The sequence below is a fragment of the Arthrobacter sp. D1-29 genome (genome assembly GCF_054130585.1).
This window is the reverse complement of sequence record NZ_CP096383.1, coordinates 1,797,991-1,811,163: the sequence shown is the minus strand read 5'-3', so window position 1 is coordinate 1,811,163 and position 13,173 is coordinate 1,797,991. Positions and strand designations below refer to the sequence as shown.

The following is a 13,173-nucleotide window of genomic DNA, read 5'->3' as shown; positions in this document are numbered from 1 at the left end:
ACGGCCGCGTACAGGAGTACTAGTCTTAGACATACCCTGTGCGGGTCTATGGATATCAAAGGAGCTATAGTGCGCGAATTCAGTGTTCCGCCGCTGGTTGTTGTCCCACCTGAAACCAACATCACCGATCTGGTGCTGCGCCAGGCAGCGAAGCCCAGCAATCCGTCCCTGTTCTCGCGGCTGGATTCCTCAGGCACGTGGCAGAACGTGTCCGCCACCGACTTCCTGGCAGACGTCACGGCCCTGGCAAAGGGGCTGATGGCCAGCGGCGTAGGCGCCGGCGACCGGGTGGGAATCATGTCCCGCACCCGCTACGAGTGGGCCCTGGTGGACTTCGCCATCTGGTTCGCCGGCGGCATCTCCGTCCCCATCTACGAAACCTCATCGCCGTCACAGGTAGCCTGGAACCTGGGGGACTCCGGTGCCGTTGCAGCCTTTGGCGAAGCAGCCCATCATGAGGATGTCATCCGCCAGGCCGCCACTGCCGAGGGCCTGACCGCGCTCCAGCACGTCTGGCAGCTGGAGGGCGCAGGACTGGACACCCTTCGCGAAGCCGGCCGCGCCGTCAGCGACGACGAACTGGAGTCCCGCCGTACGTCGGCAAAGCTCACGGACCTCGCCACGATCATCTACACCTCCGGAACCACGGGCCGCCCCAAGGGCTGCGAACTGACCCACGGCAACTTCGTCGAACTGTCGGACAACGCACTTGCCATCATCGGCGAGATCGTTCACGAGAACGCCAAGACCATCATGTTCCTGCCCTTGGCGCACGTCTTTGCGCGGTTCATCTCCGTCCTGGCCATGGCGGCCGGAACAACGGTGGCGCACACTCCTGACATCAAGAACCTGCTCTCGGACCTGCAGAGCTACGAGCCCACCTTTATCCTTGCCGTGCCTCGTGTCTTCGAGAAGGTCTACAACTCGGCCCTGACCAAGGCAGAGGACGGCGGCAAGGGCGCCATCTTCCACAAGGCCGCCGATACCGCCATCGCCTTCTCCAAGGCACGCCAGGAGGGACGCGTGGGGCTGGGATTGAAACTCCGGCATGCCCTGTTCGACCGGCTGGTGTACGGCAAGCTGCGTGCCGCCATGGGCGGCCATGTTGCGCATGCAGTATCCGGCGGCGGTCCCCTGGGCGAACGGCTGGGCCACTTCTTCCAGGGCATCGGGCTGCAGGTGCTGGAAGGCTATGGGCTGACCGAAACCACGGCTCCCATATCCGTCAATACGCCGTCCCTGATCAAGATTGGTTCAGTCGGCAAGCCGCTGCCCGGCAATGCAGTCAAAATTGCCGACGACGGCGAGATCCTCGCCAAGGGAGCCTGCGTCATGCGCGGCTACTACAAGCGGGAGGACCTGACGGCGGAGACGTTCTCCGACGACGGCTGGTTCCGTACGGGTGACATCGGCCGGCTGGACGAGGACGGCTTCCTGTGGATCACCGGCCGGAAGAAGGAAATCATCGTTACTGCCGGCGGAAAGAACGTGATTCCCGCCCTGCTCGAAGACCAGATCCGGGCCGATGCCCTCGTGTCACAGGTCCTGGTGGTGGGCGACAACCGGCCGTTCATCGGCGCCCTGGTCACGCTGGACCAGGAGGCCCTGCCGGGCTGGCTCCAGCGCCATGGCCTCCCGTCCAGCACCTCCCTGGCCGACGCCGCCGCCAACCCGGTGGTCAAGGCAGCGGTCCAGGATCTGATCACCGCCGCCAATGGGTCTGTTTCCCAGGCGGAAGCCATCAAGTCGTTCCGGATCGTGCCGGCTGACTTCACCGAAACTTCCGGACACCTGACCCCCTCCATGAAGGTGAAGCGGGCCCAAGTGATGAAGGACTTCGAAACTGTCATCGAAGAGATGTACGCGGCGCCCAGGTCCTGATCACCACAAGGGCCGCCTGACGTTATCCCGGCAGGCCCCGTGCGACGGACAACAAAAAGGTCCTCCCACCGGGAGGACCTTTTTGTTGTCTATGCCTTGAGGCTATTGCTCCACGACCAGGAGCAGGTCCCCGCCCTGGACCTGTTCCACCGAGGAGATGGCAAGCCGCGATACTTTGCCGCCCACCGGCGTCGTAATGGACGCTTCCATCTTCATCGCCTCAATGGTGGCTACGGTATCGCCCGCGTTGACGGTGTCACCCACGGCGACGGTGACCGAGACGGCACCGGCGAACGGCGCAGCCACGTGCCCCGGCTGGGCAGGATCAGCCTTCTCAGCGGCCTTGACGTTGCTGACCACCGACCGGTCCCGCACCACCACAGGCCGGGATTGGCCGTTCAGCGTACACATCACCGTACGCATTCCCTTTTCGTCCGGCTCCGAGACAGCCTCGAGGGAAGCGATCAGCCTGACGCCCTTCTCCAGCTGGATCTCGTGCTCTTCTCCCCGCTGAAGACCGTAAAGGTAGTCGCGGGTGTCAAGCACAGAAATGTTCCCGTAGGTTTCGACGCTCTTGAGGTAGTCCTTGGTGGGACCGTCGAAGAGCAGCCTGTTCAGCGTGTGCTGGCGGGTCTTGGAATCGCCCTGCAGTGCGGCGCTGTCCTCTGGGCTGAGCTCAACGTCGCGGACCTTGACGCTGCGGCCCTGGAGAGCCTTGGTCCGGAACGGTTCCGGCCAGCCTCCGGGCGGGTCGCCTAGTTCACCGGAGAGGAAGCCGATGACGGAGTCGGGGATGTCGTAGTTCTGCGGGTTTTCGTTGAAGTCCGCGGGGTCCGCGTTGAGTCCCACGAGGTGGAGCGCGAGGTCGCCTACCACCTTGGAGGAGGGGGTGACCTTCACCAGCCGGCCCAGGATGCGGTCTGCCGCGGTGTACATGTCCTCAATGGCTTCGAAGCGCTCTCCCAGGCCCAGCGCCATGGCCTGCTGACGGAGGTTGGAGAGCTGGCCGCCCGGGATTTCGTGCTGGTAAACCCGGCCTGTTGGTCCCGGCAGGCCGGACTCGAACGGCGCGTAGACCCGCCGCACGGCCTCCCAGTAGGGCTCCAGGGAGCTCACGGCAGCCAGGCTAAGCCCGGTGTCACGCGGAGTGTGCGCCAACGCCGCGACGAGGGCCGACGCCGAGGGCTGGCTGGTGGTTCCGGCCAGCGATGCAGACGCTGCGTCTACCGCGTCCACGCCTGCGTCCACAGCAGCCAACAGGGTGGCCAGCTGGCCGCCTGCGGTGTCATGGGTGTGCAGGTGGACCGGAAGGTCGAAGCGCTCACGGAGCGCGGCAACCAGCTTGGCGGCGGCAGCGGGACGAAGCAGGCCCGCCATGTCCTTGATGGCAAGGATGTGCGCGCCGGCATCCACAATCCTCTGTGCCAGCTCAAGGTAGTAGTCGAGCGTGTACAGCTTCTCGTCGGGGTTCAGAAGGTCGCCCGTGTAGCAGAGGGCCACCTCGGCCACAGCGGTGCCGGTGGCCCGGACTGCACGGATGGCAGGCGCCATCTGGTTGACGTCGTTGAGCGCATCGAAGATCCGGAAAATGTCGATGCCCGTGGCGGCTGCTTCGTTGACGAAGGCCTCCGTGACTTCCTCGGGGTACGGCGTGTACCCCACGGTGTTCCGGCCGCGGAGCAGCATCTGGATGCACACGTTCGGCAGCGCCTTCCGGAGCGCGGCAAGGCGGTCCCACGGGTCCTCGCCGAGGAAGCGCAGGGCGACGTCGTAGGTGGCGCCGCCCCAGGCCTCAACGGAGAGCAGTTCCGGGAGCAGGGCCGTGACGGCCGGGCCCGCAGCTACCAGGTCGCGGGTCCGGACCCGGGTAGCGAGCAGGGACTGGTGGGCGTCGCGGAAGGTGGTGTCCGTGACAGCCACGGCTGTCTGCTCGCGAAGAGCCTTGGCGAAGCCCTCCGGGCCCAGTTCCAGGAGCCGTTGGCGGGATCCCGGCTTCGGTTGCGTGCCCGCAACCGAAGGCAGCTTGGCTGCGGGGTTGGAATGGACGGTGAGCTCGCCGTTGGGCTTGTTCACCGTGACCTCGGCCAGCCAGGTCAGCAGCTTGGTGCCGCGGTCAGCGGAAACCCGGGCTTTCAGGAGCTGGGGACGCTCGTCGATGAAGTTGGTCGCCACGTTGCCGGCAATGAAATCGGGATCGTCCAGGACGGCCTGCAGGAACGAAATGTTGGTGGAGACGCCACGGATTCGGAACTCGGCGAGGGCACGGCGGGCGCGGGCCACGGCGGCAGGGTAATCGCGGCCACGGCAGCTGAGCTTCACCAGCATGGAGTCGAAGTGGGGGCTGATTTCGGCACCTGAGTACACGGTGCCGCCGTCGAGCCTAACACCGGCGCCGCCAGCGGAACGGTAACCGGTGATCTTCCCGACGTCGGGGCGGAACCCGTTTGCAGGGTCCTCGGTGGTGATGCGGCACTGCAGGGCTGCGCCCTTGAGCTGGACCGACTCCTGGGAGAGCCCCAGGTCCGCTAGCGTTTCGCCGGCGGCGATCCGCAGCTGGGCCTGCACCAGGTCCACGTCCGTGACTTCTTCGGTAACAGTGTGTTCCACCTGGATGCGCGGATTCATTTCGATGAACACGTGCTGGCCGGCCCGTTCGCCGACTGTATCGACCAGGAACTCAACCGTACCGGCGTTGACGTAGTTCAGTGCCTTCGCGAACTTGACCGCATCCCGGTACAGCGACTGGCGGATTCCCTCATCAAGGTTGGGCGCGGGGGCGATCTCAATAACCTTCTGGTGGCGGCGCTGAATGGAACAGTCACGCTCAAAGAGGTGCATGACGTTGCCTTCGGCATCTGCGAGGATCTGGACCTCGATGTGCCGCGGGCGGAGCACGGCCTGCTCCAGGAACATGGTGGGATCACCGAACGCCGCATCCGCTTCGCGCATGGCAGACTGCAGGGCTTCCGGAAGGGCATCGCGGGTGTCCACCCGTCGCATGCCGCGCCCGCCGCCGCCGGCGACCGCCTTGGCAAAGATTGGGAACCCGATTTCGTCAGCCGCAGCGATGAGCTCATCGAGGTCCTTAGACGGCTGGCTGGACTTCAGGACAGGGACGCCGGCCTTTCGGGCAGCTTCCAAAGCGGCAACCTTGTTGCCCGCCAGCTCCAGGACCTCAGCCGGCGGACCAACGAACGTGATGCCCGCTTCTTTCGCAGCACGGGCCAGGTCCGGGTTCTCCGAGAGGAATCCGTAGCCAGGGTAGATGGCGTCTGCACCGGACTCCTTGGCCACCCGGACCACCTCGGCCACGTCAAGGTAAGCCCTGACCGGATGGCCTTCCTCACCAATCAGATAAGCCTCATCGGCCTTCTGGCGGTGTATCGAGTTACGGTCCTCGTTCGGAAAAACAGCAACGGTCTTGGCGCCCAGCTCGTAGCTGGCGCGGAATGCCCTGATCGCGATTTCGCCGCGGTTGGCCACCAGAATCTTGGAAAACATACTTCTCCTGCATCATTGCGGGTGTATCGGTAAGTGGTCACAGTGTCTAAGACCCGCGCTTAGAAATACAAATCATTGTGGCGACTGTCACAAATCCGTCCGTCATCACCCGTCCTACAAGCTGTGCCAACGGCAACGGCCGCACACATCGTCAGCGGTGCCATGCCGACGCCCGATAAGGCGGGATTCGCCAGTGCATCAACATATGATGAGTAGGGCGGCAGGAGCCGCCGGCTTCGGCACTGCCGAAGCAAACACTACCCCCAACATGGCAGCCGTCGTTAGGTTTTGGTCTCTCAAGTGCAAGTAGTCAGCATCAGCAGCCTCAAGGGCGGGGTCGGCAAGACTTCCGTCACCACAGGATTGGCGTCTGCGGCGCTGGCCGCAGGCATCCCCACACTGGTGGTGGACCTGGATCCCCACGCGGACGCGACCACAGCCATGGGCGTGCAGCCAGGTGATCAGCTGGACATCGGCCGGATGCTGAAGAGCCCGCGACGGGCGAAGCTCGCCGAGAACGTCGTCGGCAGCAGCTGGACCGCCCATGCCCATTCGAACGGCTCCGGGCCCGCGGTCCTGGACGTCGCCGTCGGCTCCGCCTATACCGGAATCTACGACCGCCCTGATCTTGGCCGGCGCGATCTCCGCCGGTTGTCAGCTGTCCTGGCCGGCGCCGATAAATACCAGCTGGTCCTGATCGACTGCCCTCCCTCCCTTAACGGGCTGACAAGGATGGCCTGGTCCGCCAGCGACAAAGTTGCCCTCGTCGCAGAGCCAGGGCTCTTCTCCGTGGCAGGAACCGAACGGACCATGCGCGCCATCCAGCTTTTCCGGCAGGAATTCGCACCCAACCTTTCCCCGGCAGGCATTGTGGCCAACCGCGTCCGCAGCGGCTCGTCCGAGCACACGTACCGGCTGGCCGAAATGGAGTCGATGTTTGGTGAACTCCTCTTGAGCCCCAGGATCCCGGAGCAGGCAAACTGGCAGCAGATCCAGGGCGCCGCCCACCCCGTCCACCATTGGCCCGGGGATTCCGCCAAATCAGCCGCGGCCCTGTTCGACACCCTCCTGGCCAACCTTCTCGCCGTCGGCATCGGTTTACGGAGCCGCAGCCAGCGATAGCGGCCGGATGTGCAATCTACAGGCAGAACAGTGGAGGCCACCTTCCCCAGCAGGGAAGGTGGCCTCCACCTTAACAGTTCAATATGCTGTCCAGCCGCGGGCAGCGAGGGCGGTACTCAGCCGGTCTTGCGGGCCGCCCGCCGTTTGCTCAACTCGTCGTCGGGAAAGGACTGCACCGCCGCGTGCTCACTGGGAAGGGAGGCGAGGCTGCCTTCAACTTCGCGCCAGACACGTCCCACCGCAATGCCAAACACACCCTGGCCGCCCTGGACGAGGTCGATGACCTCGTCAGCGGAGGTGCATTCGTACACACTGGCGCCGTCGCTCATGAGGGTGATCTGTGCCAGGTCCTCCACTCCGCGTTCGCGGAGGTGCTCAACTGCCGAACGGATCTGCTGCAGCGAAACGCCGGTATCCAGGAGCCTCTTGACGACCTTGAGGACCAGGATGTCCCGGAACCCGTAGAGCCGCTGGGAACCTGAACCGGCTGCACCACGGACGGCCGGTTCAACCAGACCGGTCCTTGCCCAGTAATCCAACTGGCGGTAGGTAATTCCGGCGGCCTTGCAGGCAGTGGGGCCGCGGTAGCCGGCGTCCTCGTCCAGGACGGGAAGGTCTTCGGTGAACAGGAGGCCCTGGGCACCGCTGGCGGGGACAGCAGCACCAGCCGTTGTGGGCTGTTTCAGCTCGCCTGCTTCGCCTTTGGGACTCACCTGGATCCTCCTTGTCTTTAGCTCCCGGGACAACTGCAGCAGCATTTCACCGGCATGAAGTCCATGCATGTAATTTCGCGGGTCGCACTTACAGTGTGACTTGCGCGGCTGCCGTAAGCAATGGGAGCTTGATACCTTCGACGTTAGGCCTGCTGGGTCCCAAGGTCAAAGATGTAAGGGGCTTTCGAGGGGCGTGTCGAAAGTTTCAGGCTTAACATTAACCTTAACGTGACCTCAGCCGTCGAAGTCTTCCGGCTCCACGTCGTCGAGGAATTCCCGGAAGCGGCGCAGTTCACGCTCTTCGTCCACGGTAGGCCCGGGCTCGGTGTCCTCGCCTTCGTCGTGCTCGGTGATGCGCACACCAGCCTCATCCATCACGGAGTCGGCACACCAGATCCGGCACTTGGCCCGCAGGGCGATGGCCAGGGCGTCAGACGCCCGTGAGCTGACAGTGGTGCCGTTCTCGAACTGGAGCTGGCCGTAGAAGATGTTGTCTTCCACCGCCACGATATTGACGCTGACCACCGAGTGGCCCAGCGATTCGACGACGTCCACGAGGAGATCATGGGTCATGGGCCTGGGCGGCACCACCCCCTGCTGGGCCAGGGCAATGGCGCTGGCCTCCGGGGTTCCGATCCAGATTGGCACGTGGCGTTCGCCGCGGATCTCGCGGAGAAGAACCAGGGGCTGGTTGGAAGGCAGTTCGATCCGAACGCCTACGATCTCTACTTCGATCATCAGATGTCCATGCGTGAGATGTGGTCCTGCACCAGGGCCCGGTGCAGCGTAAGGCAGAGGTCGCTGATTTCCCGGGCGGCCTCGGCGGCCCGGGCCTGGGACGCGGAATCCTTCCGTGAAGCCAGGGGTGCCACCGCCCGCTCCACCAGCCCGAACTCGCGTTCCGCCGCTGCCTGGAACGGACGGAAGTGCCGGGGCTCCAGGCCGTGGCTTTCCAGCTGGACGCAGGCACGGGCCACCTGCAGGGCGTGCTCGTCAAACGCGCCGTTGCTGTGGCTGATCAGCCCGAAGCTCAGCAGCGACTGGAGCAGCGGCACGCTTGCCCCTGATTCAGTGCGCAGCTGTTCTTCGCTCAGCTTCCGCCCGCGGTTCTGGAGTTCGGCCGCGAGTTCATCGGAAACAATGCGCGGGGAAACCACGACGCCGGGAGGCAGGTTCTCCGGGCGCTCGCCCCTGTCGATGGCGTCCAGGTAGTCCTTGATGACTTTCAGTGGCAGGTATTGGTCCCGCTGGAGGGCGAGCACAAAACGGAGGCGTTCAACATCCCCGTCGGAGTACTGCCGGTAGCCTGCCGGGGTGCGGCGCGGGTTAATCAGTCCCTTTTCTTCGAGGAACCTGATTTTGGACGCAGTCATTCCGGGAAAGTCGCTGCTCAGCTGCGCGAGGACTTCCCCGATGTTCAGGACCTGCGGTCCGCGGCGTTCCGGTTGTGCCATTGCCACAGGCAATTGTCCCGGGGTCAGCCGCGGCCTGCAGCGCGGGCAGGGCTCAGGTAGAAGGTGAGTCGGAATTTTCCGATCTGGACTTCGCTGCCGGACCTCAACTCGACGCTGTCAACGCGGTCATGGTTGACGTAGGTGCCGTTGAGGCTGCCGGTGTCCACCACTTCAAAGCCACGTTCGGTGCGCCGGAACTCCACGTGGCGGCGGGAAACGGTGACATCGTCCAGGAAGATATCGGCGTCGGGGTGCCGGCCGGCGGTGGTGACGTCCGAGTCCAGCAGGAAGCGGGCGCCGGCGTTCGGGCCGGTGTGGGCAATCAGGAGCGCTGATCCGGCGGGAAGAGCTTCCACTGAGGAGCGTTCTTCCGGCGACAGCCTGGGCGTAATGGTGGGTTCGTCGGTGACGGGTGTGAGGTGGATCGAGGTGGTCTCCGATGACTTGGCCTCACCAGCGCCGTAATCCCTGTCGGCAGGTTTCTTTTTGTGGCCAACCATGGATTCCTCCTCTTCCGCTGCAGCTGCTACGCCTGCAATCACCATTTGCCCTCCGGATAAGCCTCGCCTATCCAGCAGCCGAACCCCAATCCGGGCCTGACGTGCGAAGACATGACGTCCACCCTCAGGCCGGACCGGTTGGAACGGCTAGCTTTAGCCTACCTGCTGTTCGTACTCGGATGCACTGAGCAATGACTCCACCGCGTCAGCTTCTGCCAGTTTGACCTCAATGAGCCATCCGTCGCCATAGGGATCACTGTTGATCAGGGCGGAATCGGTGTCCAGCGAATCGTTCCGGGCCACCACTTCCCCGCTAACCGGTGCGTAGATGTCACTCACGCTTTTGGTGGATTCGACCTCGCCTACCACTTCGTTTGCCGTGATCTTTGTGCCCACCTCGGGCATCTGTGCATAGACAACGTCCCCCAGGGCGTCCTGGGCAAAATCGGTGATGCCCACCCGAACCACGCCATCGGAGTTGGGGGTGGTGACCCACTCGTGTTCGGCCGTGTAGGACAGGTCTTCGGGAATGTTGCTCATCTCGGGCCTTTCATCGGGTCAAGCACCAGGGTCGATCGGGGCCTGGAAAACAAGCCGCCGCTTGAAAGTATAGGCACAAGTCCCCCGGCGTTCGAGGTGGTTCTGACATGATGGGACCCATGACAGAACAAGCGCAGGCAACACTCCGGAAAAAGGGCAACTGGGCTGCCAGGATCATCCTCGCCGGGGTGGCTGTGCTGGTCCTGGTTATCGCCTACTTCGCTCTGGCCGCCATTCTGCCGGTCTGGTGGGCAAACGTGATCAGGGACCAGGTCCGCGGCAATCTGGGAGCCGGGATCCTGCTGGGAATGTTCTATGGATTCACCTTCACGCTTATCCCGGTGATTGTCGCCTGGCAGGCGACCCGCAAGGCGGTCCGCTGGCCCTGGAAGCTCGCGTTGCTCCTTGTTGCCGTGGCGCTTGCCACCCCGAACCTCCTGACCGCCGCCATCATGATCAGCAACTCACCCGCAGCCCACAACGGCCAGCGCATCCTGGGCACCGACGCCACATGGTTTCCGCTGTGGACGCAGCTCTCGGCTGTGGCCGCCGTCGTAGTCTTTACCGCCGGCGGCCTGCTGTGGAGCAACTGGCGTCAGCGCGGCAGGAAAGTGAAGGCCTTCAAAAAGGCCGACTCCGAACGGTCACGTGCCGCGGCCTCCGCCGCTGTGGACTCCACGGCGGAGGCTGCGGCCGGCAAGCCTGCCGGGACCAGGACCGATGCGGGTACATCGGCCGCCCCAGCCGACCGGGCCAACCGCAGGTAAGGCTATGCCGGAGCTTCCTGAAGTCGCAGGCCTGGCCGGTTTCCTTGATGAGCAACTGCGCGGAGCGACTGTGCGTAAAGTCCAGATCGTTTCGTTTGCCGTGCTGAAGACAGCGGATCCGCCGTACACCGCACTGCAGGACAGGGCTGTGACCGGCGTGCGGCGCTTTGGAAAATTCGTGAGCCTTGATACGGAGGGCCCGTCCTTTGTGTTCCATCTGGCCAGGGCTGGATGGGTCCGTTTCACGGACTCCCCCACTGATACCCAACTGCGGATGGGCAAGGGCCACATCGCCGCGCGGCTTGCCTTCGCCGGTACAGACGGTCCCCTGGGGATGGATCTGACTGAGGCAGGAACGAAAAAGAGCCTGGCTGTATACGTGGTCCGAGACCCCCTGGACGTACCGGGGATTGCAGCCCTGGGTCCTGATCCGTTCAGTCCGGCGTTCGACGTCGGCATGCTGGCAGAGATCATCGGATCCAGCTCACAGCAGATCAAGGGCCTCCTGCGCAGCCAGAGCGTGATCGCCGGAATAGGGAATGCGTACAGCGACGAGATCCTTCACGCGGCCAAGATCTCCCCCTTTGCGATCGCCAAGTCCTTGGACCGGGATGCCGTACAGGTCCTTTACGACGCCATACACAGCATCCTGGGCACCGCCATGGCGGAAGCAGAAGGCAAGCCGCCGAACGAACTCAAGGATGTGAAACGGAGTCACATGAGGGTCCACGCCCGGACCGGGCAGGCGTGCCCGGTGTGCGGCGACACTGTCCGTGAAGTCTCCTTCGCTGATACTGCCCTTCAGTACTGCCCCACCTGCCAGACCAAGGGCAAGATTCTGGCCGACCGCAGAACCTCGAAGTTTCTGAAGTAATCTTCCCTGTCCCCCGACTGCTGCCGCAGTGCGAAAAATGGGTTGTTGCCAGACCCCCCAGCTGTTACGTTTTCACCACCTAACCACCCCGATGCAGTGCGGAGGCAGGAAATGAGCGAGCAGTCCAGGAGAATTGTGCCGGAACAGGGTGAGTTCGACCAGGAACCCGAGGACCGCCGGCCTTCCCGCCCACTACGCCGCACCTGGCTGGTCCGGGGCCTGGGAGTAGCGCTGGCCATAGTCGTCTACTTCCTTCTCGGCATGTCGGATCTTAACAATGACGCGCGTGTGGTGGGTGGCGTCGGCACCCTCATGGCGGTCTGGTGGATGACGGAGGCCGTGCCCTTGTCAGTGACTTCGCTGCTGCCGATCGCGCTGATGCCTGTGCTGACGGAACGTACAATCGCAGAGACCACTGCTCCGTACGCGAATCCGATAGTTTTCCTGTTCCTGGGTGGCTTCCTGATCGCGATTGCCATGCAGAAATGGAACCTGCACCGGAGGATCGCGCTGTTGACCTTGCGACGTGTCGGTACTCACCCACGCCGAATCATCCTTGGGCTGATGATCTCTACCGCCTTCCTTTCAATGTGGGTGTCCAACACAGCGACGACGCTGATGATGCTGCCGATCGCGCTGAGCGTGTTGGCCCTCGTGGCGGAAAACAGTGTCAAATCCGCTGGCGGCGCCGACTCAAAGGACCTGGGTGAGGGACTTCGGTCCGGCAGGGCAATCAGCGACCTGGTGGAGAACCGCGAGGTGCGCGTTTTCGGCGTTGCCCTGGTCCTGGCCATCGCTTGGTCCGCCACCATTGGCGGACTGGGAACCTTGCTGGGCAGCCCGCCGAATGCCATCGTAGCCGGCTACATCAGCGATGAACTCGGAGAAACTGTCGGGTTCGCCCAGTGGATGATGCTCGGCGTCCCTATCGTTATCGTCTTCCTCGCGCTCGCATGGCTGATCCTCACCAGGCTTATCTTCCGTGTCAACCTGGATGAGGTCCCCGGTGGTGAGCAGTTGATCAACGACGAAATCGCTGCCCTCGGCCCAATGAGCCATGGGGAAAAGATAGTGCGCGCTGTCTTCGCGGGCGCCGCATTCTTCTGGATCGTGCCTGGCCTGCTGTCCAATATCGGCGATCTCGGTCAGCAGCTGCCCTGGCTAGACCTTTTTGATGACACCGTGATCGCGATCGCAGCCGGTGCGGTGCTCTTTATTATCCCGGGTGACAAGCAGGGGCATATGACCCTCAACTGGAAGGACGCCGAGGAGGGATTGCCCTGGGGTGTCCTGCTGCTGTTCGGTGGTGGGCTCTCGCTGGCGTCAGCAGTGGCGGGCACGGGTCTGGACGCATGGTTCGGCGAGCGGGTCAGCGGCCTCGGAGCGCTGCCGATCATATTGCTGCTGGCCACGGTTGTCCTCATCGTCCTGTTCCTCACCGAGATCACCAGCAATACCGCGACGGCGGCGACCTTCATCCCCATTCTGGGCGGGGTTGCCATCGGCATAGGGATCGACCCCATGACCCTGCTTATTCCCGCGGCATTGGCAGCCACGTGTGCTTTTATGCTGCCCGTGGGAACACCTCCCAACGCCATCGTCTTCGCCACCGGCAACGTGAAGATCACCGAAATGGTTCGCGGCGGCATGGTGCTCAATGTCGTCGGCGTCCTTCTGATTACGATTTTCACGGTACTGATCGGCCCCTTCGCGTTGGGCCTGGTGATTTGACCCGGGCTGTTCTGCCGGCAGTGCGTAGGACCCAATAGGGTGACCAAAGCTTTTCCCGGCAACGGTTTCTGAACCGGGGATTCGCCGACC

At 63.6% G+C, this 13,173-nt stretch carries 11 protein-coding genes; 5 read left to right on the top strand and 6 right to left on the bottom strand.

Going from position 1 to position 13,173, the window contains the following annotated elements; genetic code table 11:
• The first annotated feature begins 69 nt into the window (after nucleotides 1-69).
• Nucleotides 70-1,881: an AMP-dependent synthetase/ligase gene (locus tag M1E17_RS08430; protein ID WP_457966715.1), complete on the top strand. Its 1,812-nt coding sequence runs from the start codon at nucleotides 70-72 to the stop codon at nucleotides 1,879-1,881.
• Nucleotides 1,882-1,983: 102 nt separating this feature from the next.
• Here the strand turns inward: M1E17_RS08430 and M1E17_RS08425 are convergent, their stop codons facing one another.
• Entirely contained in the window at nucleotides 1,984-5,382 is a 3,399-nt protein-coding gene (locus M1E17_RS08425) for a pyruvate carboxylase (RefSeq protein WP_457966714.1), read from the bottom strand.
• A 300-nt stretch (nucleotides 5,383-5,682) separates the two neighbouring features.
• On the opposite strand from M1E17_RS08425, the gene M1E17_RS08420 reads away from it, so the two are divergent.
• On the top strand, nucleotides 5,683-6,504 hold the full coding sequence (locus M1E17_RS08420; RefSeq protein WP_457966713.1) for a ParA family protein: 822 nt from the start codon (nucleotides 5,683-5,685) through the stop codon (nucleotides 6,502-6,504).
• 116 nt (nucleotides 6,505-6,620) lie between these two features.
• Here M1E17_RS08420 and M1E17_RS08415 read toward each other — a convergent pair whose 3' ends face one another.
• The 5 genes from M1E17_RS08415 to gcvH form a co-directional block, all read right to left on the bottom strand.
• Complete coding sequence (locus tag M1E17_RS08415) at nucleotides 6,621-7,217, bottom strand: MerR family transcriptional regulator (protein ID WP_267278564.1); 597 nt, start codon at nucleotides 7,215-7,217, stop codon at nucleotides 6,621-6,623.
• A gap of 234 nt (nucleotides 7,218-7,451) precedes the next feature.
• Complete coding sequence (locus M1E17_RS08410; protein ID WP_267278563.1) at nucleotides 7,452-7,955, bottom strand: bifunctional nuclease family protein; 504 nt, start codon at nucleotides 7,953-7,955, stop codon at nucleotides 7,452-7,454.
• Nucleotides 7,955-8,671: a transcriptional regulator FtsR gene (ftsR, locus tag M1E17_RS08405; protein ID WP_267278562.1), complete on the bottom strand. Its 717-nt coding sequence runs from the start codon at nucleotides 8,669-8,671 to the stop codon at nucleotides 7,955-7,957. The genes M1E17_RS08410 and ftsR overlap by 1 nt, the downstream gene beginning before the upstream one ends.
• 23 nt (nucleotides 8,672-8,694) lie before the next feature.
• A complete protein-coding gene (locus M1E17_RS08400) occupies nucleotides 8,695-9,171 on the bottom strand; it encodes an FHA domain-containing protein (protein WP_267278561.1) in 477 nt (158 codons plus the stop codon).
• A 153-nt stretch (nucleotides 9,172-9,324) separates the two neighbouring features.
• A complete protein-coding gene (gene gcvH / locus M1E17_RS08395; protein ID WP_457966712.1) occupies nucleotides 9,325-9,711 on the bottom strand; it encodes a glycine cleavage system protein GcvH in 387 nt (128 codons plus the stop codon).
• 119 nt (nucleotides 9,712-9,830) lie between these two features.
• Here gcvH and M1E17_RS08390 point away from each other — a divergent pair, with 119 nt between their 5' ends.
• The 3 genes from M1E17_RS08390 (at nucleotide 9,831) to M1E17_RS08380 (ending at nucleotide 13,083) form a co-directional block, all read left to right on the top strand.
• Complete coding sequence (locus M1E17_RS08390; protein ID WP_457966711.1) at nucleotides 9,831-10,478, top strand: hypothetical protein; 648 nt, start codon at nucleotides 9,831-9,833, stop codon at nucleotides 10,476-10,478.
• A 4-nt stretch (nucleotides 10,479-10,482) separates the two neighbouring features.
• Nucleotides 10,483-11,352 carry an Fpg/Nei family DNA glycosylase gene (locus M1E17_RS08385; protein ID WP_457966710.1) on the top strand — a complete coding sequence of 290 codons (870 nt, stop codon included), beginning with the start codon at nucleotides 10,483-10,485 and terminating at the stop codon, nucleotides 11,350-11,352.
• 111 nt (nucleotides 11,353-11,463) lie between these two features.
• On the top strand, nucleotides 11,464-13,083 hold the full coding sequence (locus M1E17_RS08380) for an SLC13 family permease (protein WP_457966709.1): 1,620 nt from the start codon (nucleotides 11,464-11,466) through the stop codon (nucleotides 13,081-13,083).
• Nucleotides 13,084-13,173 lie beyond the last annotated feature (90 nt).

Bases quoted from the DNA above. Each gene is read 5' to 3' on its own strand.
- M1E17_RS08380 (WP_457966709.1), top strand. From the start codon at position 11,464: ATGAGCGAGCAGTCCAGGAGAATTGTGCCGGAACAGGGTGAGTTCGAC.
- M1E17_RS08400 (WP_267278561.1), bottom strand. From the start codon at position 9,171: ATGGTTGGCCACAAAAAGAAACCTGCCGACAGGGATTACGGCGCTGGT.
- M1E17_RS08385 (WP_457966710.1), top strand. From the start codon at position 10,483: ATGCCGGAGCTTCCTGAAGTCGCAGGCCTGGCCGGTTTCCTTGATGAG.
- ftsR (WP_267278562.1), bottom strand. From the start codon at position 8,671: ATGGCACAACCGGAACGCCGCGGACCGCAGGTCCTGAACATCGGGGAA.
- M1E17_RS08425 (WP_457966714.1), bottom strand. From the start codon at position 5,382: ATGTTTTCCAAGATTCTGGTGGCCAACCGCGGCGAAATCGCGATCAGG.
- M1E17_RS08410 (WP_267278563.1), bottom strand. From the start codon at position 7,955: ATGATCGAAGTAGAGATCGTAGGCGTTCGGATCGAACTGCCTTCCAAC.
- M1E17_RS08390 (WP_457966711.1), top strand. From the start codon at position 9,831: ATGACAGAACAAGCGCAGGCAACACTCCGGAAAAAGGGCAACTGGGCT.
- gcvH (WP_457966712.1), bottom strand. From the start codon at position 9,711: ATGAGCAACATTCCCGAAGACCTGTCCTACACGGCCGAACACGAGTGG.